The sequence below is a fragment of the Corallococcus sp. AB045 genome (genome assembly GCF_003668895.1).
In the GTDB taxonomy this organism is placed as follows: domain Bacteria; phylum Myxococcota; class Myxococcia; order Myxococcales; family Myxococcaceae; genus Corallococcus; species Corallococcus coralloides.
The window spans coordinates 1-20689 of record NZ_RAWN01000170.1 but is presented as its reverse complement, the minus strand read 5'-3'; the positions used below and the strand labels follow the sequence as shown (position 1 = coordinate 20689).

General features: G+C 69.5%; 16 protein-coding genes. 11 read left to right on the top strand and 5 right to left on the bottom strand.

Annotation, left to right across the window (positions count from 1 at the left end; translation table 11 throughout):
* Positions 1-399 precede the first annotated feature (399 nt).
* Positions 400-1677, top strand: coding sequence for an ATP-dependent Clp protease ATP-binding subunit ClpX (clpX, locus tag D7Y21_RS31135; RefSeq protein ID WP_014396705.1), 1278 nt, complete (start codon positions 400-402; stop codon positions 1675-1677).
* A gap of 87 nt (positions 1678-1764) precedes the next feature.
* Here the strand turns inward: clpX and D7Y21_RS31130 are convergent, their stop codons facing one another.
* Positions 1765-3285: an Hsp70 family protein gene (locus D7Y21_RS31130; protein WP_120563014.1), complete on the bottom strand. Its 1521-nt coding sequence runs from the start codon at positions 3283-3285 to the stop codon at positions 1765-1767.
* 343 nt (positions 3286-3628) lie between these two features.
* On the opposite strand from D7Y21_RS31130, the gene D7Y21_RS31125 reads away from it, so the two are divergent.
* The 6 genes from D7Y21_RS31125 to D7Y21_RS31100 all read left to right on the top strand — a co-directional run bounded on the left by D7Y21_RS31125 (position 3629) and on the right by D7Y21_RS31100 (position 12208).
* On the top strand, positions 3629-5884 hold the full coding sequence (locus D7Y21_RS31125; protein WP_120563015.1) for a PrkA family serine protein kinase: 2256 nt from the start codon (positions 3629-3631) through the stop codon (positions 5882-5884).
* 148 nt (positions 5885-6032) lie between these two features.
* Positions 6033-6923: a serine protease gene (locus D7Y21_RS31120; protein ID WP_121717451.1), complete on the top strand. Its 891-nt coding sequence runs from the start codon at positions 6033-6035 to the stop codon at positions 6921-6923.
* An 83-nt stretch (positions 6924-7006) separates the two neighbouring features.
* Positions 7007-7465 (top strand): cytidine/deoxycytidylate deaminase family protein, encoded by a 459-nt coding sequence (locus tag D7Y21_RS31115; RefSeq protein ID WP_120563017.1) that lies wholly within the window; start codon positions 7007-7009, stop codon positions 7463-7465.
* 256 nt (positions 7466-7721) lie between these two features.
* Positions 7722-8384 carry a HAMP domain-containing histidine kinase gene (locus D7Y21_RS31110; protein WP_199724248.1) on the top strand — a complete coding sequence of 221 codons (663 nt, stop codon included), beginning with the start codon at positions 7722-7724 and terminating at the stop codon, positions 8382-8384.
* A 73-nt stretch (positions 8385-8457) separates the two neighbouring features.
* Positions 8458-9897 (top strand): enhancer binding protein Nla6, encoded by a 1440-nt coding sequence (nla6, locus tag D7Y21_RS31105; RefSeq protein WP_120563019.1) that lies wholly within the window; start codon positions 8458-8460, stop codon positions 9895-9897.
* Between the two features lie 328 nt (positions 9898-10225).
* Complete coding sequence (locus tag D7Y21_RS31100) at positions 10226-12208, top strand: ArsA family ATPase (RefSeq protein ID WP_120563020.1); 1983 nt, start codon at positions 10226-10228, stop codon at positions 12206-12208.
* Between the two features lie 22 nt (positions 12209-12230).
* Here D7Y21_RS31100 and D7Y21_RS31095 read toward each other — a convergent pair whose 3' ends face one another.
* A complete protein-coding gene (locus tag D7Y21_RS31095; RefSeq protein ID WP_121717449.1) occupies positions 12231-12698 on the bottom strand; it encodes a hypothetical protein in 468 nt (155 codons plus the stop codon).
* A 113-nt stretch (positions 12699-12811) separates the two neighbouring features.
* Positions 12812-13504 carry a hypothetical protein gene (locus tag D7Y21_RS31090; RefSeq protein ID WP_120563022.1) on the bottom strand — a complete coding sequence of 231 codons (693 nt, stop codon included), beginning with the start codon at positions 13502-13504 and terminating at the stop codon, positions 12812-12814.
* 93 nt (positions 13505-13597) lie between these two features.
* On the opposite strand from D7Y21_RS31090, the gene D7Y21_RS31085 reads away from it, so the two are divergent.
* The 3 genes from D7Y21_RS31085 to cmk are packed head-to-tail and all read left to right on the top strand — an operon-like array spanning position 13598 to position 16363.
* Positions 13598-14566, top strand: coding sequence for an acetyl-CoA carboxylase carboxyltransferase subunit alpha (locus D7Y21_RS31085; RefSeq protein WP_121717447.1), 969 nt, complete (start codon positions 13598-13600; stop codon positions 14564-14566).
* Positions 14567-14579: 13 nt separating this feature from the next.
* Entirely contained in the window at positions 14580-15671 is a 1092-nt protein-coding gene (gene hisC, locus D7Y21_RS31080; protein WP_121717445.1) for a histidinol-phosphate transaminase, read from the top strand.
* Positions 15668-16363, top strand: coding sequence for a (d)CMP kinase (gene cmk, locus D7Y21_RS31075; RefSeq protein WP_120563025.1), 696 nt, complete (start codon positions 15668-15670; stop codon positions 16361-16363). Before hisC ends, cmk begins: the two co-directional genes overlap by 4 nt.
* Before the next feature lie 28 nt (positions 16364-16391).
* On the opposite strand, the gene D7Y21_RS31070 is transcribed toward cmk, so the two are convergent.
* Complete coding sequence (locus D7Y21_RS31070) at positions 16392-18527, bottom strand: transglycosylase SLT domain-containing protein (RefSeq protein ID WP_120563026.1); 2136 nt, start codon at positions 18525-18527, stop codon at positions 16392-16394.
* Between the two features lie 314 nt (positions 18528-18841).
* Between D7Y21_RS31070 and D7Y21_RS31065 the strand changes: the two genes are divergently transcribed.
* Complete coding sequence (locus tag D7Y21_RS31065; protein ID WP_014396719.1) at positions 18842-19075, top strand: hypothetical protein; 234 nt, start codon at positions 18842-18844, stop codon at positions 19073-19075.
* Positions 19076-19192: 117 nt separating this feature from the next.
* Here the strand turns inward: D7Y21_RS31065 and D7Y21_RS31060 are convergent, their stop codons facing one another.
* On the bottom strand, positions 19193-20680 hold the full coding sequence (locus tag D7Y21_RS31060; RefSeq protein ID WP_121717453.1) for a CAP domain-containing protein: 1488 nt from the start codon (positions 20678-20680) through the stop codon (positions 19193-19195).
* Positions 20681-20689: the final 9 nt, after the last annotated feature.

The following is a 20689-nucleotide window of genomic DNA, read 5'->3' as shown; positions in this document are numbered from 1 at the left end:
GCCCCCGCCCGAGCCACCCCCGGAGAGCCTCCAGGTGCGGAAACTGGCGCAGCTGGCGCGAAAGCTCGCCTCCGAGCTGGCGGGAAGCCGTCGAGTCCCCAACGCCGTCGCCGAGCGGGCGGCCTCCCTGGCGGACGATGTCGAAGAACTCGCGTCGAGCGTGACGGACGCCTGAGTCGCTGTTATCCAAGACCGACCCGTTGACCTGGGCTGAACGCTCCCAGGAAAGGGCGCTTCCACCGGGCTTCCTGCCCGAAGGGGAGGGCCCTATAGTGGGTTCAGGGCCTGTAGCATGTGGGCCTGGAGCCGTCGTAAAGACGTGGGCGGCTTCGCGGGTGTTGGAGTGCGGTGGTCGGCGGAGAAGGTCCCGAACCGGGACCGGCGAACTCGGAGGCGGCAGTGAAGAAGGAGCACCACGTCAACCTGTCCTGCTCGTTCTGCGGCAAGTCGCAGCGCGAGGTCCGGAAGCTCATTGCCGGACCCACGGTCTACATCTGCGACGAGTGCATCAAGCTGTGTAACGACATCATCGCGGACGAGAACGAACGCGAGGAAGGCAAGCCGCAGGTCAGCCTGCCCACGCCGCTGGAGATCAAGGCGTTCCTCGACGACTACGTCATCGGCCAGGACCAGGCGAAGAAGGTCCTCTCGGTCGCGGTGTACAACCACTACAAGCGCATCTATCAGAAGAAGCCGGCCGCCCGGCCGCGCCCCGGGGTGAAGGCCCCTGGCGGCGAGGACGTGGAGCTGCAGAAGAGCAACATCCTGCTCATCGGACCCACGGGCTCCGGCAAGACGCTGCTCGCGCAGTCCCTGGCGCGCTTCCTCAACGTCCCCTTCACCATCGCGGACGCCACCAGCCTCACCGAGGCCGGCTACGTGGGTGAGGACGTCGAGAACATCATCCAGAACCTCCTCCACAACGCCGACTACGACGTGGAGAAGGCCGCGCGCGGCATCGTCTACATCGACGAGATCGACAAGATCGCGCGCAAGGGTGACATGCCCAGCGCCACCCGCGACGTGGGCGGCGAGGGCGTGCAGCAGGCCCTGCTGAAGATCATCGAAGGCACCCGCGCCAACGTCACGCCGCGCGGCGGCAAGAAGTACAACCAGCAGGAGTACGTCCAGGTCGATACGACGAACATCCTCTTCATCTGCGGCGGTGCCTTCCACGGCATCGACGGCGTCATCAAGCGCCGCGTGGGTGAGAAGGGCCTGGGCTTCGGCGCGAAGATCACCCACAAGGAAGAGCGCAGCGTGGGTGAGCTGCTGGCGATGACCGAGCCGGAAGACCTGATGAAGTTCGGAATGATTCCGGAGTTCATCGGCCGTCTGCCGATGATCGCGACGCTCAACGACCTGAAGGAGGATGACCTCGTCACCATCCTCACGATCCCGAAGAACGCCCTGGTGAAGCAGTACCAGAAGATGTTCGAGATCGAGAAGGTGAAGCTCACCTTCACCAAGGAAGCGCTGCGCGCCATCGCTCGCGAAGCGATGCGCCGTCACTCCGGAGCGCGTGGCCTGCGCGCCATCATGGAGGACGCCATGCTGGAGATCATGTACGACGTGCCGTTCCGCGAGGGCGTCAAGGAGTGCAAGATCACCGAACAGGTGATCACCAAGCACGAGCCCCCGCAGATCGTCATGGAGAAGGAAAAGAAGACCGCCTGAGGTTTCCCTCGGCGGTCGTTGTACCCACCCGGCGCCCCTCGCCTCCACGCAGGCAGGGGCGCCGTGGTGTTTCTGGCGCCAGGTGCTTCAGTTCTGCGTGACGCGCACCGTGGTCTTCATCTCGCGGCCGGTGGCGGGGTCCTTCGCGCGCATGGTGAGGATGCCCTCCACGCTCACGTCGAAGATGATCTCCACGTTCACCGTGCCGGCCTTGGCGGGCATGATCCCGGAGAAGGTGAACTCGCCCAGCAAGTCGTTGCGCGCCACCGTGTCGTGGTCGCCCTGGTAGATGCGCATGGCGAGCTCGGTCTGGTTGTCGATGCTCGTCGTGGCCAGCAGCTGCTTGGCGTTGGGGATGGACGCGTTGCGCGGGAAGACGACGTGGAAGCCGCCGTCGCCGCGCTCCAGGCCAATGGCCATGGGAATCACGTCCAACAGCTGGATGCGCAGGTTGGTGTTGTCCTCCAGCGAGTGCGCGTAGAGCGCCGCGCCAATGGCCACCGCCTCGTCCGGGTGCACGCCCTTGCTGGGCGGCTTGCCGAAGAACTTGGTGAGCCGGTCCTGCACGACGGGCATGCGCGTCTGGCCGCCCACCAGCATCACTTCGTCGATGTCCTTGGTGGACAGGCCCGAGTCCACCAGCACGCGCGCCACCATCTGCAGGGTGCGGTCCACCAGCTGGTTCGTCAGCTGCTCCAGCATCTTGCGCGTGAACTTCATCTCGATGTTCAGCGGCTGGCCCTGCGCCGTCATCGTGATGAAGGGGATGTTGAAGGGCACTTCCTCGCGCGCGGACAGGTCGATCTTCGTGCGCTCGGCCAGGTCCTTGATGCGCTGCATGGCCACCGGGTCCGTGGCCAGGTCGATGCCCGTCTTGGCCGCGAAGTCCTTGAGGACGTGGTGGATGATGGCGTTGTCGAAGTCGATGCCGCCCAGGAACACGTCGCCGCCGGTGGCCTTCACCTCGAAGACGCGGTCGCGGATTTCGATGATGGAGACGTCGAAGGTGCCGCCGCCCAGGTCGTAGATGACGACCTTCTGCTTCAGCGTCTTGCCCACGCCGTAGGCGAGCGCCGCCGCGGTGGGCTCGTTGATGATGCGCACCACCTCCAGGTCGATGAGCTTGCCGGCGTCCTTCACCGACTGGCGCTGCCGGTCGTTGAAGTACGCGGGCACCGTCACCACCGCGCGCTTGATGGGCGTCTTCAGGTAGTTGGAGGCGACGTCGCGGATCTTCCCCAGGATCTTGGCGCTGACCTCCTGGAGCGTGAATTCCTTCTTGCCGACGTCCAGGGTGACGTCGTTCTTGGTGCCGGCGCGCATGTTGTACGCCACGGCCTTCTTCATCGTGCCGACGACTTCACTGCTGAAGTTGACCCCGACCAGGCGCTTGGAGCCGTAGACGGTGTTGCGCGGGTTGAGCTGCCACTGGCGCTTCGCCTCGAAGCCGATGAGCTCGTTGCCCTTGTCGTCGATGGCGAAGATGGAGGGGATGGTGTACTCGCCGCCCTTGTAGGGGATGAGCTTGACGTTCCCGCTGTCCTCGACGATCGCCGCGCACGAGTTCGTCGTGCCGAGGTCGATGCCGATGATGGGCTCCTTGTGCATCGCGTGTGGGCTCCGGGTGAGGCGTTGCGGCTGGATGGGGTGTGGCTTCCCGGGACCGTATCTCACCCGTCCCGGGTGCGCGAATCGCGAACCATCCGTCATCCGACGGACGCCCTCAAACTTCCAGCGCGCCTGAACCTGCCACCCCCGGGCCGCCCGCCTGGCCGGGTGGGACACGGCCGGCGTCCAAGCGCGCGACCCCGAACACACCGCCCGCGAGGGCAGGGCGGGTCGCTTTACATCCCAAGGGCCGGGAACGAAGGTCAGCCCCGGGGGTTCACATGCGACGGCGAAGCGCCGTGGCTACATCCGAGAGACCACCCATCCACAGAGGGGAGCCGCCGTGGAAGCGAAGGGCTATCTGCAGGAGGTGGGCGCACAGGTCAGCGCCGACTTCGTCAAGAACCGGTCCATCCTGTCCTTCGAGGAGTACCTGTCGCTCTTCTTCACGGACCCGAAGGGGCAGTCGCGCAACGCGGCGCAGTACCTGCGGGACGTGATGGACCACTACGGCACGGAAGCCGTGCCGCACCCCACCGGCACCATCCGGCGCTTCAAGGTCTTCGACGTCCCGTCCGCCGAACACGACGGCCGCGTCGCCGGGCAGGAGGAGGTGCAGAACGCCCTCTACCGCATCCTGGGCAACTTCGTGCGCGCCGGCCGCATCAACAAACTCATCATGCTGCACGGCCCCAACGGCAGCGCGAAGTCCAGCCTGGTCAACGCGCTGAAGCAGGGCATGGAGGACTACTCCCGCCAGCCGCAGGGGGCCCTCTACCGCATCGCGTGGGTGTTCCCGTCGGAGAAGCTGATCAAGGGCTCCATCGGCTTCGGCGAGCGCGCGGGCGCGAAGTCCGCGGAGGGCGAGCTCACCACGTACGCCCACCTGGACGCGGAGTCCCTGGACCTGCGCATGCCCTGTGAGCTGCGCGACCATCCGTTGTTCGCGGTGCCCCCGACGGAGCGCAAGGGCCTGCTGGAAGGGGCGCTCAAGAAGAAGGGCCTGGGCAACGGCGACGGGGCGACGGGGGACTTCCTGTTGTCCGACTACGTGCGCGAAGGCGAGCTGTGCGCCAAGTGCCGCCGCATCTATACGGCATTGCTCAACGCCTACGGCGGGGACTACCTCAAGGTCCTGCGCCACGTGCAGGTGGAGCGCTTCTACGTGTCGCGCCGCTACCAGGTGGGCACGGTGACGGTGGAGCCGCAGATGAGCGTGGACGCCGCCGCGCAGCAGATCTCCGCGGACCGCACCCAGCTCAACATGCCGGCCGCGCTGCACAGCACGGTGCTCTTCGAACCGCACGGCCCGCTGGTGCACGCCAACCGGGGCCTCATCGAGTACGCGGACCTGCTCAAGCGCCCGCTGGAGGCCTTCAAGTACCTGCTGGGCTTCAGTGAGACGGGCGAGGTGCCCCTGGAGCCCTTCGTGCTCCAGCTGGACGAGGTGCTCATCGCGTCCTCCAACGAGAAGCACCTGGGGGCCTTCAAGGAGCTGCCGGACTTCGCGTCGTTCAAGGGCCGCATCGAGCTGGTGCGCGTGCCGTACCTGCGCCGCTACAAGGTCGAGCAGGAAATCTATGACGCGCAGATCACCGCGACGTCCGTGGGCAAGCACGTGGCGCCGCACGCCACGGAGGTGGCCGCGATGTGGGCGGTGCTCACGCGCCTGAAGAAGCCCATCCCGGACCGCTACCCGGCCAACGTGAAGCCGCTGGTGGATCAGGTGGCCCCGGTGGAGAAGCTGCACCTGTACCAGGAGGCGGGAGTGCCCGCGCGGCTGTCCTCCGCGAACACCAAGGAGCTGCTCAAGCTGCGCGAGGAGATGTACGAGGAGTCCGAGGCGTACCCCAACTACGAGGGGCGCTCCGGCGCGAGCGCGCGTGAAATCAAGACGGCCCTCTTCAACGCCGCGCAGAACCCCGACTACAAGTGCCTCCACGCGCTGGCGGTGCTGGAAGAGCTGCACGCGCTCTGCAAGGACAAGAGCGTCTATGAGTTCCTCCTCCAGGAGGTGATGGACGGCTACCACGACCATGAAACCTTCGTGCGCGTGGTGGAGGGCGAGTACCTGGACCGCGTGGACTCGGAGGTGCGCGACTCCATGGGCCTGGTGTCGGAAGGCCAGTACCGCGAGCTGGTGGAGCGCTACATCCAGAGCGTCAGCCACTGGGTGCGCGGGGAGAAGATGCGCAACCGCGTGACGGGCGAATCGGAGAAGCCGGACGAGGCGCGCATGGCGGAGGTGGAGGCCATCGTGATGCCCCAGGGCGAGGCCCCTCCGGACTTCCGCCGCGGGTTGATTGCAAGCATTGGCGCGCACCGGCTGGACAACCCGGACGGCGCCATGGACTACCCGCGCATCTTCCCGGACATGTTCAAGCGCCTGCGCGACCACTACTTCGAGGAGCGCAAGCGCGTGCTGCGCAAGAACAAGGAGAACGTCCTCAAGTACCTCTCCGAGGACCGCAACCAGCTCTCCGCGCGCGAGCAGTCGCAGGTGCAGGACACGCTGAAGACGATGGCGGAGCGCTACGGCTACTGCGAGTTCTGCGCGAAGGACGCCATCCTGTTCCTGATGCGTCAGCGCTACACCTGACGGGTGGGGGCGGGCAGGCATCCGGTAAGCCGATGCCTGCCCGCCTGCTTTTCAATCCGGGCCGGGGCTCGGGATGATGCGGCTTCGCACCGAGTTGCGCGTGTGTCGTCGTCTTTCGTCCCTCCTCATCCTTGCGCCTGGAGAGTTGATGAACCGGTTGCTGTTGGGCACCCCCCTTCTGTGGGCCCTCGTGTCGTGCGCCAGTGCCCCGTCGCAGTCCTCCGAGGACACTCCGGTCGCGACGCACACGCAGGCTCCGCTCCGGGTGGAGCGGGCGCTGTCCCGGCCCGAGCCCACGCCGCAGCCCACGCGCAAGGCGATGGTGCGGCGCATCCTCCCGCTCAACGTGCGGCTGGTGACGACGGAGGGCGGCCAGGTGCGCCGCTCGGCGTCGGGCGTCGTCATCGGCACGGAGGCCGGTGAGGGCGGGCCCGTCAGCTACGTGCTCACCAACGCGCACGCGGTGGAGCAGGGGGACCTGAAGGACCCCGTGCTCAAGGTCGTGTTGGACCGGCGCGCGGAGACGCACGAGTACCTGGCGGAGGTGGTGGCCACGGGCCAGGTGCCGGACGTGGACCTGGCGCTGCTGCGCGTGACGGGCGTGGCGTGGCCCGTGGCGGAGCTGGCCGCGGATGACGAACCGGAGCCGGGCGAGGACGTGGTGGTGGCGGCATCCCCGTACGGCCGCGCGCTGTCCATCTCCGGCGGCATGGTGTCCCAGGTGGAGTGGGACAAGGAGACGAAGCACCCGCGCATGCTGAAGACGGACGCGCCCATCGGCTACGGGGCCTCCGGCGGCGGCATCTTCAGCCTGGAGACGGGGCGGCTGTTGGCCATCGTGGAGGGCTACCGCACCGCGAAGGTGGACTTCGAGGTCGCCTCCCAGAACTTCAGCTTCGACGTGCCCATGCCCGGCGAGACGTTCGCCGCGCCCAGCGCCAAGGTGCGCGGCTTCCTCCAGGCGAAGGGCTTCGGCCGGCTGCTGGAGCGCTCCGCGGACGCGGAGGGTGCGGGGCCGCAGAAGACGGCGAGTCGCTGATCCAACAGCCCCGGACCGAGAAATTGGTGCGGGCCTGATCCAGCGTTAGAGCTGCGGGCTCATTCGCTGGAGGGGTCACGCGCATGTCCGCTCGGGGCAATTGGGATCAGTACTTCATGGACATCGCCCAGCAGGTGGCCACGCGCGCCACCTGCGACCGCAAGCACGTGGGCGCGGTGCTGGTGCGGGACAAGACCATCCTGTCCACCGGCTACAACGGCGCCATCCGCGGCCTGCCCCACTGCGATGAAGTGGGCCACATGATGGAGAACGGCCACTGCGTGGCCACCGTGCACGCGGAGGCCAACGCCATCATCCAGGCCGCCAAGAACGGCGTCGGAATCGACGGGGCGACCATCTACACGACCGCCAGCCCCTGCTGGCCGTGCTTCAAGCTGATCGCCAACAGCGGCTGCACCCGCATCGTCTTTGGCGAGTTCTACCGGGACCCTCGCATCTTCGAGTACGCGGCCCGGCTGGGCCTCCAGCTCGTGGGCGTGGGCGCCGCCGCGCAGCCTCCCTCGCCCGCCACCGGGACCTGAGGGCGGACGCGCTGTCCGGGGGTGGACAACCCCTGGACGCGCTGATCGCCCGGGATGGGGTTCCCGTTCGTTGAATGACACTTGTGAGTGCTCCTAAGTGGCTGTTCCGACACGGGAATTTTAGAACTCCGGCAAGAATTACCGACCCAGGGTTGACGATCCCAGGGGTGCTCCCTAAATCCTGGCCTCGGTAGGGCGGCGGCGGGGGTGGGGCGACGGAAATTCCTAGGAGTTCCAGGTGGTTAACTCATCTCTCATGGCTAGCAGTGTGCCTTCTGTCCAGGATGTGTCGGACCCGGTGGTGGGCGCGGCCCGCTACGACGCGGTTCCGCCCTTGATGGACAGCCTGCTGCACGACGTGCGCAACCCGCTCAACGCGCTCGCCATCCATCTCGAGGTGCTCTCCGAGAAGCTCAAGGGCGAGTCCGGCCAGGTGCCGGCCACCCAGGAGAAGAACCTCAAGGCGATGCGCGAGCAGATCGCCCGCGTGGACGGCCTGCTCAAGCTCTTCTCGGACTTCATCGTGTTTCGCGGAGCGGGCCCCTCCGGGGACGCGCCGCTGTCGGACGCCACCGGCAAGGCCCTGGACGTGCTGGGCCATGAAAGCCGCCGGCGCCGCCTCCAGGTCCAGCGCGACATCGAGCCGGACGTGCAGGCCCGCATGGAGGACACCACCGAACTGGGGTTCTTCCTGGTGCAGGTGCTGATGCGCGCCTTCCAGCGCGCGGACTCTGGCTCCACCGTGGTCGTCTCGGTCCGCGCGGAGGGCGCGAGCGCGGTGCTGGAGGTGTTGGACGGCTCCTCGGCGCCCGAGCGGGCGACGGACACCGTGGCCGCGCTGACGCTCCGCGCGGCCCAGCTGGGCATCGAGTTCTTCGTGGAGGCGGGGACGTGCCGCCTCGTGTTTCCGCGCGCCTGAGGTTCTCCCGCTGACGGCGCGGTCGGTCTTCCATCCGGTTTCATCACGCTTCATCGCAGTGGAGGTTTTCACCTTGGGCAGCGCACGAATCCTGGCCGTGGATGACGAACGTGAGACCTGCGAGGCCCTGGCGGAGATGCTGTCCGCCTGGGGTCACAAGGTCGAGACCGCGTTCGACGGGCATGACGCCCTCCGCAAGGCCGGTGAGTTCCGGCCCGACGTCGTCCTTTCGGACCTCGCCATGCCGGAAACGGACGGTCTGTGGCTGTTGCGCAACCTGCGCGAGGAGCTGCCGGACTGCCCGGTGGTGTTCCTCACCGGCCGCGGCACCATCGACACCGCCGTGGAGTCCATCCGCGAGGGGGCCTACGACTTCATCGTGAAGCCGCTGGACACCGCGCGGCTCAAGGTCTGCATCGACCGCGCGCTGGAGAAGAAGGAGACCATGCGCGAGGTGCAGACGCTCCGGCGCCGCCTCAAGCAGCTGGGCTCCACGGACCTCATCGCCGGCTCCACCGGGATGCGCAAGGTCATCGAGATGATGGAGAAGGTGGCCCCCTCCAAGGCCAGCGTCTCCATCAGCGGCGAGTCCGGCACGGGCAAGGAAGTGGTCGCCCGCACGGTGCACAACCTGTCCCTGCGCCGCGACAAGCCCTTCATCGCCATCAACTGCGCGTCCATCCCCGCGACGCTGATTGAGTCCGAGCTCTTCGGCCACGAGCGCGGCGCCTTCACCGGCGCGGATCAGCGCCGCCCGGGCGTGTTCGAGATGGCCCACGGCGGCACGCTCTTCCTGGACGAACTGGGTGAGATCCCCATCGACCTGCAGGCCAAGCTGCTGCGCGTGCTGGAGGAGGGCCGCCTGCGCCGCCTGGGTGGCAAGGTGGAGATCGAAGTGGACGTGCGCGTGCTGTCCGCCACGAACCGCGACCTGAAGCAGGAGATCAAGAACCAGCGCTTCCGCGAGGACCTCTACTTCCGCCTCAACGTGTTCCAGCTGCACCTGCCGCCCCTGCGCGAGCGCCGGGACGACGTGCCCATCCTGGTCCAGCACTTCGTGGACAAGTTCCGCGGGGACTCGGCCAAGCGCGTGTCCGGCGTGCACCCGGAAGCGATGGAGGTGCTCAAGAACTACGACTGGCCGGGCAACATCCGCGAGCTGCGCAACGCCGTGGAGCGCGCCGTCATCCTCTGCGACGGGGAGCTGATCACCCGCGAGCACCTGCCGCCCGACATGGCCGGCAAGAGCCCGGAGCGCCACACGTTCAAGCTGCCGTTCGGCCTGAGCCTGGACGCCGTGGAGCGCGAGTACATCCTGGGCAGCCTCCAGCGGAACGGGAACAACAAGGCCCGCACGGCGGAGGTGCTGGGGGTGAGCGAGAAGACGCTCTACAACAAGCTCAACCGCTACGCGGCGGAGAACCGGGCCCAGGGCACCCCGGGTGGTGGCAGCCCCCTGGGGGGACAGGGCAACGACGGCCCCATGAGCGCCAGCAGCTTCCTGACCCGCTGATCCGCGCCCCCTCTGGGGCCCGAGGCCGCTCGCCGCTGACCTGACGGGTAGGCAAGAAGGCCCGGATTCCGGGCCCTTGGCAGGGCTCCTGGAGAGCGCGCACGGGGCCTCCCCAAGCCGGTTTAAAAGGGCGGGGGAGGTCTCGAAAACCCCTGTCAATTCTTGACTTTTCCCCCCTGGACGGGGGATCCTCCGGACCTCTCCCACCCGTTGGTGAGGGCCCGGCCGGGACGTTTCATTTCGGGCCACGTCCGCCCCCCATGGTGCGGTCGTCCGACGTGAGTCATCTGGGGTGCCGCCGGGGGGGCACAAGGAAGGCCACAACGCAATGAGCGACGCGAGAGTACTTCACTTCTTCGGTGGCAAGGGCGGGGTTGGCAAGACCACGCTCGCGGCAGCGTACGCGGTGAGGCTCTCCGAAGAAGTGCCCAAGCACCGGGTGCTGGTCGTCTCGTTGGATCCGGTCCAGTCCCTGTCGGACCTCGTGAAGAAGAAGCTGCCGGCGAAGCCCACCAAGCTCCAGGCGGGCAAGGGCGAGGGCGGCCTCTTTGGCGCGGAGCTGAACCCGCCCGCGCTGCTCAAGCCGTTCCTGGCGGAGTACCTGCCGGCGCTGGCGAAGGCGGCGGTGAAGGGCACGCACCTGTCGGACGAGGAGATGGGCAAGCTCTACCAGCAGGCGGTGCCTGGGCTGGAGGAGCTGGTGGCCCTCTTCCACGTGGTGGAGTTGCTGGAGTCCGGTGACTACGATCGCATCGTGGTGGACACGGCGCCCACCAGCCACACGCTGCGCCTGTTCGACATGCCTGCGCAGCTGCGCAAGTTCCTGGGCTTCGTGAAGGCGGGCCAGGACCGCGCCGCCCCGGCCCCCAGTGGCAAGGGCAAGAAGGCGGCCGCTGCCGCCGCGGCGGCGGAGGGCTCGGGCGGTTTCCTGGAGCAGGTGGGCCAGAAGGCGGAGAAGCTGCTCGCGCTGCTGAAGGATCCGGCGCGCACGGCGTTCCACCTGGTGGCGCTGGCGGAGCCGGTGCCCGAAGCGCAGACGCGCATGTACTTCACCCAGCTGCGCGAGCGCGGGCTGCCGGTGACGGAGGTGGTGGTCAACCAGGTGGAGGACCACGAGGGCTGTCAGGCGTGCCAGGGCCGCCGCGGCCTGCAGGCGCCGCACGTGCGCAAGTACCAGGCGCTGGACAAGACCGTGCCCGTGAACCTGCTGGGCCGCCGCGAGGTGGCGCCCCGGGGGCTGGACGGGCTGAAGGAGTTCGCCAAGGAGTGGGCGGCGGGCAAGGAGACCAAGGCGCTGGAGTTCAGCGCGGCCGAAGGGCCTCCGGCGCTGGTGCGCGCCCCGTCCATGCCCCCCATCGCGGCGCCTCCGCTGCCGCCCACGCGGCTCATCTTCTTCGTGGGGCAGGGCGGGGTGGGCAAGTCCTCCTGCGCGGCCGCCGCGGCCGTGACGCTGACGGAGAAGGAGGGGCCGGTGCTCCTCATCTCCACGGATCCCGCGCACTCGCTGTCGGACGTGCTGCAGAGCCGGCTCACCGACACCGAAACCCAGGTGAAGGGCACCAAGGGCCTGTACGCGCGCGAGCTGGACATGGCGGGTTGGTTCAACGCCCTGCGCAAGCGGCTGAAGGAGAAGGCGGAGAAGGCCTTCGAGGGCGCGCCCAAGGCGGGCAACGACGTGCCGGCGGACCTGCTCTACCTGCGCAACCTGCTGGAGTGCGCGCCCCCGGGCATCGACGAGCTGGCGGCCATGTCCGTGCTGACGGATGCGCTGGTGCAGGAGCGCTTCAAGCGCATCGTGGTGGACTCGTCACCTCAGGTGATGAACGTGCGCGTGGTGGAGCTGGCGGACACGGCGAAGACGTGGCTGGGCGCGCTGCACGGCATCCTCAACAAGCACCGGGCCAAGGGCCTGGGCGAGCTGGCGGATGACCTGGCGGCGATGCTCAAGCACGTGAAGCGCTTCGAGGACGCGCTGGCGTCCCCCAGCGAGTCGCGCTTCGTGGTCGTCACGCGCGGCGAGGACCTGGCGTCGTCCCGCACGGAGCGGCTGGTGGAGTACCTCAAGGAGAAGAAGCTCCAGGTGGAGCGGGTGCTCGTCAACCGCGTGGGCCCCAAGTCCACCTGCGAGAAGTGCGAGAACCGCCGCAAGCTGGAGCTGAACGCGGCCAAGGCCATGGAGAAGAAGATCGGCCTGCCCGTGACGATGGCGCCCGCGCTGGGCCGTCACCCCGCGGGGCTGCGCGAGCTGAAGGCGTTCCGCACCGCCTGGTACGCGCTGTCCGCGCCGCCGGCGAAGATCAAGGCGGCCTGAGTTTTCCGCCGCGCCGGGCTCCTTAGTGGGGGCCCGGCAAAAGCAGGGACAGGGGCAGCCGGTGGGGATCCGCCCGGCGCACCTGGCCCAGCAGGTCCACGGCGGTCGCCTCGAGTGAGCGCACCGTCGGGTCCGCCGGCACCTTCAGGTGCTGATGGAGCACCCAGCCCGGACCCAGGAGCATCAGCGCCACCGCCGGCACGATGCACAGGGTCACCACCACGCTGGCGCCGCCCACCGTGCCCAACATGCGCAGCACGGGCGACGCCTGGATGCGCGGGCGCTGCAGGGCCGCGAGGATGCGCGCGAAGAGGGCGCCGCCCACGAGCCCCAGCACCGTGGCCAGTCCCCAGCTCAGCCCACCCACCGGCGTGCCGAGCACCGGCTCCAGCAGCTGGGGCGCCGAGGCTCCCAGCACGAAGGCGAGGACGACGGGCGCGACCGCGACGATGGCGGCCAGCCCCCAGTGTCTGGCGTTGAGTCGGTGCACGGCTTCCCCCTCGGCTACCGGGAGAAGGTGGGCACCGGCAGGCAGGCGCGCCAGAGCGGTGTCCCGTGGACGCGGGTAGGCGTGCACGGGGCGTCACTTCACGGCGCCTCACCTCAGGCGTCGCACTCCGACGGGCTGTCGGTGAAGCCGCCCAGGGGCTCCGGGAAGGTGAGGGCGCCCGCCTCGCTGAGGGTGCCGGTGACGGGCGCGGCGTTGGGGAGCTTCACCTCCACCGTGCGGCCCCGGACGGTGTACGTGCCCGGGGTCCGGGACTCGCGGGGCGTGCCGGAGTCGTCCACGTCCTTCTTCCAGAGCTCCACGCGGCCCCCGTCCTGGAACTTCAGGGCACGGGTGGTGCCGTAGACGCCCACGCCGGGGCCGTACCAGGACACCGCCCGCAGGAGGGCCGGCACGTCGGCCTCCTTTTCGGGCGTGCGGCCCAGCAGCTTCTGCCAGCCGAGTGTGTCCCGGATGACGTCCAGATCCCGGTCCTCCTTCGCCCGCTGGAGGCGGCGCGCGTCCAGGCGCACGGCGGTGGCCAGCTTCTCCACGATGACGTCGCGGTGGGCGCTGTACTCGCACACCTTGCCCTGCTTGCGCAGGACACCCAGGGTGGCGGCGGCGTTGTAGTGGGCCAGCGCGTAGTCCGGGGTGGCCCGGGCGGCCGCCTGGAACTTCTCCAGGGCCGCTGGATAGTGGCCGGACTGGTACAGCCGGAACCCCTGCGTGTTGAGGGCCCGGCCGGAAGAGGGCGCCGCCGGAGCGGCGGACAGCGTCAGGGCCAGCAGGGAGAGGGCGAGGACCATGTGGCTCCAGACGGGCGGACTCCCCGGACATTCCAGGGGGTGCGTAATCGCTTGCGCGTTGATTGGCCTGAACCCTGGTGCTAGTTCGGCGCCATGGCAACCGGCATTGGCTACGCGCTCGACTTCGAGCGCCCGCTCATCGAGCTGGAGAAGAAGATCGAGGAGCTGAAGGCCCTCTCCACCAGCGGCACCGTGGACTTCTCCTCCGAAATCTCCAAGCTGGAGAAGAAGGCGAAGAAGCTCCAGACGGAGATCTTCAGCGACCTGTCCCGCTGGCAGATGGTGCAGCTGTCGCGCCACAGCTCGCGTCCGTACTTCCTGGACTACGTCCAGCACCTGTTCACGGACTTCTTCGAGATGTGCGGCGACCGGCACTTCGGCGAGGATCCGTCCATCGTCGGCGGCTTCGCGCGCTTCGACGGCAAGACGGTGATGCTCATCGGCCACCAGAAGGGCCGCAACACGCGCGAGAACATGGCCCGCAACTTCGGCATGCCGCGCCCGGAGGGCTACCGCAAGGCGCGCCGGCTGATGGAGCTGGCCGAGCGGATGGAGAAGCCCATCCTCACCTTCGTGGACACGCCGGGCGCGTACCCGGGCATCGGCGCGGAGGAGCGCGGCCAGGCGGAGGCCATCGCCGTGAACCTGGAGGTGATGAGCCGGCTGCGCGTGCCCATCATCTCCACGGTGATTGGCGAGGGCGGCTCCGGCGGCGCGCTGGCCATCGGCGTGGGCAACCGCGTGCTGATGCTCCAGAACAGCGTCTACTCCGTCATCACCCCGGAGGGCTGCGCGTCCATCCTCTTCCGTGACGCCAGCAAGGCGGACAAGGCCGCGGACGCGATGCGCCCCACCGCGCCGGATCTGCTGGAGATGAAGATCATCGACGAGGTCGTCCCGGAGCCTCCGGGCGGCGCGCACCGCGATCCGGCCAAGGCGGCGGATGCGCTGGGCAAGACGCTGCGCAAGCACCTGGGCCAGATGGCGGAGCTGGATCCGGACGCGCTGGTGCGCGACCGCTACAACAAGTTCCGCGCCTTCGGCGTATTCACCGGCAAATAGAGGCTCCTCTCCCATGCGACCGCTCGTTCCTCCCTACGTCGAGACGCTCAAGGCCTACGTTCCGGGCAAGCCCATCGAGGAGACCGAGCGGGAGTACGGCCTCAAAGGCGTCATCAAGCTGGCCTCCAACGAGAACCCGCTGGGCCCGTCGCCCCGCGCGGTGGAGGCCATGCGCAACGCCGCCGCGCAGGTGCACCTGTACCCGGACGCCACCAGCTTCCACCTGGTGCGCAAGCTCGCCGCGCACCTGGGCGTGAAGCCGGAGGAAGTGGTGCTGGGCAGCGGCTCCAACGAGCTCATCGAGCTGTTGATGCGCACGTTCACGACGCCCGAGGAGGAAATCCTCCTGTGCAAGGGCTCGTTCCCCGCGTACCGCATCTCCGCGCAGGCGCACGGCCGTGCGTTCGTGGAGGTGCCCATGCGCGAGGGCTTCCGCTACGACCTGGAGGCCATGGCCCGCGCCGTCACGCCGCGCACGCGCATGGTGTTCCTGGCCAACCCGGACAACCCCACGGGCACCACCTTCGGGCGCAAGGACCTGGAGGCGTTCCTCGCGGCGGTGCCGAAGGACGTGCTCGTCGTCCACGACGAGGCCTATGCGGAGTTCGTGCACTGGCCCGACTACGCGAGCGCAGTGGAGCTGTTCCACGCGCACCCGAACCTGGTGGGGCTGCGCACCTTCAGCAAGATCCACGGACTGGCCGGCATCCGCCTGGGCAGCGCGGTGATGGACGCGAAGCTCGCGGGCTACGTGCACCGCACGCGCATGCCGTTCAACCTGACGACGGTGGCGCAGGCAGCGGGCATGGCCGCGCTGGAGGACCCGGAGCACGTGCAGCGCACGCGTGAGAACAACCGCGCGGGCCTGCGCTTCTACGGAGAAGAACTGCCGAAGCTGGGGCTCACGCTGACGGATAGCCACGCGAACTTCGTCTTCGTGGACTGCCACCGTCCGGGGGCCGAGGTGTACGAGCAGCTCTTGCGCCGGGGCGTCATCGTGCGGCCCATGGCGGGCAACGGCCACCCGAACTGCCTGCGCATCTCCGTGGGCACGCCCCAGGAGAACGCGCGCTGCGTGGCCGCGCTGAAGGAGGTCCTGTCATGAGCACGCGTCCGTTCATCGTCGCCATCGACGGACCGGCCGGAGCGGGCAAGTCCTCCGTGTCCAAGCTGCTCGCGCGGCGGCTGGGCTTCGCGCTGGTGGACACCGGCGCCATCTACCGCTGCGTGGCGCTGATGGCCTCGCGCGAGGGCATTGCCTTCGACGACGACGCGAAGCTGGGTGAATTGCTCGGGCGCGTGCGCATCCACTTCCAGGTGGTGGGCGAGGAGAACCACGTCTTCCTGGGTGGCGAGGACGTGTCGTCGGAGATCCGCACGCCGCCCATCTCCATGGGGGCGTCGCAGGTGTCCGGGCGGCCGGTGGTGCGCGCGGGGCTGCTCGCGCTCCAGCGGCGGCTGGCGCTGGAGGCGGCGTCGGGCGCCATCCTGGAGGGCCGGGACATCGGCACGGTGGTGTTCCCGGACGCGGACGTGAAGTTCTTCCTCCAGGCGAACCCGGAGGTGCGCGCGCGCCGCCGCTTCGAGGAGCTGTTCCAGAAGGGCGTGGACAGCAGCCTGGAGGGCGTCCTCCAGGACCAGACGCGCCGCGACGCCGCGGACTCCGGCCGTGAAGTCGCTCCCCTGCGGCCCGCGGAGGACGCGGTGCACGTGGACTCCAGCAGCATGCCGCTGTCGGAGGTGGTCCAGTCGCTGGAGCACGAAGTCGAGCGCCGCCGGGCCTCGCGCGGCGCCTGAAGTCGTCGCCCGAGCTTCGGGCCTTCCGTCAGAAGCTGACGCCGTCCGTGTTGGGGGCGGGCACCGTCATGGTCAGGCGGGCCTGGGTGCCGTCCTTCTCGTAGAAGCGGTGGTAGAGGTACAGGTCCGCCATCACCTGCTTCACGTAGCCGCGCGTCTCCCGGTACGGGATGGACTCCACGAACAGGTCCAGGGGCAGGCTGCCGCGCTCCTGCGTCCAGCGCACCGCCGCCTTGGGGCCCGCGTTGTAGGCCGCCGCCGCGAGCGCCGGGTGCGCGAAGCGCTTCATCAGCTGCGCCAGGTACCACGCGCCGTAGCGGATGTTGCGCTCCGGGGCGAACAGGTCCGCGGGCGCGGGCGCGGGCTCCGCCATCTTCTGGGCGATCTCCGTCGCCGTGGGCGGGATGATCTGCATGAGGCCGCGCGCGTCCGCAGCGCTCATGACCTCCGGGCGGAAGGCGCTCTCCCGCCGCATGATGGCCCACACGAGGAACGGATCCAGCGCCTGCCGCGTGGCCTCCGTCTCCACCGCCTGGGCGAACGCGCGCGGGTAGAACGCGGCCAGCGCGTCCGGTGCCTTCGCCCCGAAGGCCCGGCCCCACAGGTGGCGCGCCGCCACGACGTGCGCGTGGCCGAACTCGCCCAGCTGCAAGAGCGCGTGCGCGAACGGCAGCGCCTGGTCCGCGCCGCGCAGGCCTGACACGCGCGACTGCACCTCGTCCGCCGCGTCGCGGAAGAGGCCCGCTCGCGTCAGTGCCACCGCCAGCTCCAGCTCCGGCGGGCGGGGGAGGGTGAGCTGCTTCGGAGGCTGCGGGAAGGCCGCGGGCGGCGTGCGTCCCAGCTCGCGCAGCCGCTCCGTGGCGAGCAGCGCGTAGAACGACGCGGGCGCCGCGCTGATGACGGCCTCATAGGCGGGCCCCAAAGTCGCCGGCTTGCCGCCGCCCAGCTCCTCCGTGCGCGCCTGCCAGTAGCGCGCCTGCGGCGCCATGCTCGTCTTCGGATAGGCCGTCACCAGGTCGTCCAGCGCCTGGCGCGCCTTCGCGTACTGCTCCAGCCGGATGTGCGAGAGGGCGCGGAACCACATCGCCTCGTCGCGGCGGCGCGAGCCCTTGTAGCGCTTCTCGTAGTCCGCGAAGGACTTCGCCGCGTCCTCGAAGCGGCCGCCCTGCAAATCCAACCACGCGGCGAAGAACGCGCCTTCCTCACCAGCCGCTTGGGAGGGATAGGCCTTGTCCAGCGCCGCCATCAGCTTGCGCGCCTTCTCGTTGTCGTCCGAGCGCAGCGCCCGGCGCGCCACCACCAGCGCGGCCTCCGCGGCGATGGCCGGCGGCCCCTTGCGCGCCACCGCGAGCGCCTTCTCCGCCTCCTCGCGCTTGCCCCGCGCGAAGAGCACCTGCGCGCGCAGGAGCGCCACCTGCGCCTGGGCGGGCGCGCCCTTCACCAGCCCCTGCTTCTCCGCCGTCAGGAGTTCGTCCTCGGCCCGCGCCGCCGCGCCGTCGGAGAGGAGGCCCCGGGCGCGCTGGAGGTGTTCGGGCAGGGTGAGCTTCACCGCGGGCTTCAGCGCGGCCAGCTGCTCCAGCGCCTCGTTCGCGTAGGGGTGGGTGGGGAAGCGCAGCGCCACCGTCTTCAGGTCCGCCCGCAGGCCCGCCGCGTTGCCGGTGGCCGCGCGCGTCTGGGCGCGCTGGAAGAGCAGCTCCGGGGTGGGCTGCGCCGCCGCCGCGGACTCCAGCACCGGGGCCGCGTCCTTGGGCCGGTGTGCGTCCAGGAGGGACTCACCCAGGCGGGCGCGGGCGCGCACGGCCAGGGCGGGGGAGGCCTTCTCCAGGGCCCGCTCGAAGTCCTTCGCCGCGCCGTTGGGGTCGCCCGCGTAGAAGCGCGCCTGGCCCAGGTAGAAGGCGTGGAAGGCCTCAAGGGGCGCGGGGGGCGCGTGGCGGGTGAGCAGGTCCCGCGCCTGAACGGCGTCCCCGTCCGAAAGTACCAGGGTCCCGGCGAGCAGGCCCAGGCGGCCCGCGTCCGGGCACTTCGCCTGCTCGCACGCGGCGAGCTCCGCCCGGGCGAGCGCCGCCGCGTCGGACCGGTGCAGGCGGACGGCCTCCAGCGTCGCCGGGGACTGCCCCAGCGCCACCCCCGTCACCCAACCCGCCACCCAGCCGGTCCAACTCATGGGATTCTTCCTTTCACTTCGCGGCCTTGCGGCTTCGGAACGAGAGGTTTGCAGTCGACATTCCCCACCAGGTGGGCGGGGGTCGGTTTGACAGTCGGCCCGACAAGTCCTAGATCCCGCGCCCACGGGCTGGTCCCGCGGGGTTGTCGGCCCGTTGCGCTATCCGGAGGGAATCCTTACGTTGCGCCGCTGTTGAGCGCTACTCCGGACCGCCGTCGTGTCAGGAAGACCTGTCGTCGCAGGAAGACCTGTCGTCGGTAGCACCTGCTCGTTCACAGACCTCGGGGGGGGAAACAGCTCATAGGGGAGGCTCCATGAAGCCGTGTCCATCCGATCTGCCGCAGACCATCAATCCCGAAGCCGGCCCGAAGCGGGCAGGCGTCGAGACGCATCGCAACCTGAACTGCAACCACTACGACAACTGCCTCGATGAGGCCGTCCGTCGCGGCTGGCAGTCGTTCACGTGCATGAAGTGCCCGATGTACGCCAACCTCGCTCCTCCGCAGATGGGGCTGGAGGCGTACGCCACGCAGCGCCGTCCTGTCTAACCGGGACGTCTGACATGGGGCCCGTTCCACCGGGCCCGCGCGAGCTTGCACCCGGTCACGCCCGAAGCCCGGTCGTGGCCGGCGTCCGCGTCGGCGTTCCTCCCGGAAGCCTCCGCTTCAGGGGACCGCGGCGTAGATGACGGCCACCCAGTACTGACCCTGGCCGAAGCGCTTGGAGTTGCCCCGCACCAGCCCCACGCCTACCCGGGTGTAGGTGGCGGTGGCCAGGCTGCGTGACTCCGGTACGGCGCTCGGGTCTCCCACGACGAAGAAATCCACCGAAGCGGTGCCCGCGTCCGGCAGCGCGGAGAACACGCGCTCGTGCAGCGGGGACGGGTCTCCGTCTCCGGCGGTGGGCTCGTCCTGCGCCAGCGCGCGGCGGGCGTGGTCGCGCGCCAGCCGCTCCAGCGCCTCGCTGCGCGCCAGGGGCGGCAGCTTGAGCGTGGCGCGGTGCCGGGACAGGGCGTCGTAGACGTCCGACACCGGGTCCGACGGAAGCGTCGCGCCGGGGGGGGCCGCGGTGAACACCTCCGTGACGACCGCCTGGTCGCGGCCGTCCACTTTATGGAAGACGACGCCCACGCCCATGAAGCGGAACGCGGGGTCCATCAGGTTCTTGCGGTGGCCGGGGCTGTGCTCGATGCCGAAGTGCGCCGCGAGCGGGCCCGCCGCCAGCCCCAGGTTCTCTCCAGCGCGCACGTAGCGCGTGCCCTCCGGGAGGCGGCGGGTGAGCGTGGAGCCGTCCGGCGCGATGTGCGCGAAGAAGCTCTCCGTCGCCATGCGCGTGCTGTAGCGCAGCGACACGTCCTCCAGCGTGGGATCCGGCGTGAGCTCCGGCAGCTGGTGCGCGCGGCGCAGGGTGTTGATGCGCTCGTAGATGGCGGTGCGGGCCTCGGCCAGCGTGGTGGGTTCGCGCTGGGACTCCTGTCCGCCGCGCGCGGCACGGGCTCCCACCTGCACCAGGAACAGCGACGCCACCTCCGGCCCCACGTTCGCCTGGCCCACCACCTCCACGGTGTAGCTGCCGGGAGTGTTGAAGCCCACCAGGGCGCAGAAGCCATTGGTGCCGGAGGGTGCGCGGCTCAGGGCCACGGCCTCCACCTCCCCATCCGGCCGGGTGACGAAGACCTGCGGGCTGAGCAGCGGCGGCACGAGCCGTCCGCACACGCGCTTCTCCGTCCCGGCCTTGGCGATGACCCGGGGGAAGGGGAGCACCTCCGCTTTTCGGTCCGCGACGAGCAGCACCAGCGCGGCGCGCTCGCCCAGGAAGGCCACGCCCACGCCGAAGTGGCTCACACGCTCGTCGTTGAAGTCCGTGCGGGCGAGGAACGTCTCGATGGCGTGCGCGTGCACCCAGGCGCGGATGACCAGCACCTTCGGGGATGGATCCGCGGCGCCCGAGTCGCTGACCGCCTCCGTCAACGTGAGCAGATCCGGGGCGCCGGTGGTGAACTCGCTCAGCGCCTCGCGCGCGAGCCTCCGGGCCGCGGCCTCCAGCGCCTTGTCGCTCGTGGGGGCGCGGCGGCCCACGCGTTCGAACTCGCGCAGCACGTGCAGCCGGGCCCGGGCCTCCTGGGCCTGGGGCTGGCTGGCTCTTATACACATCTCCGAGCC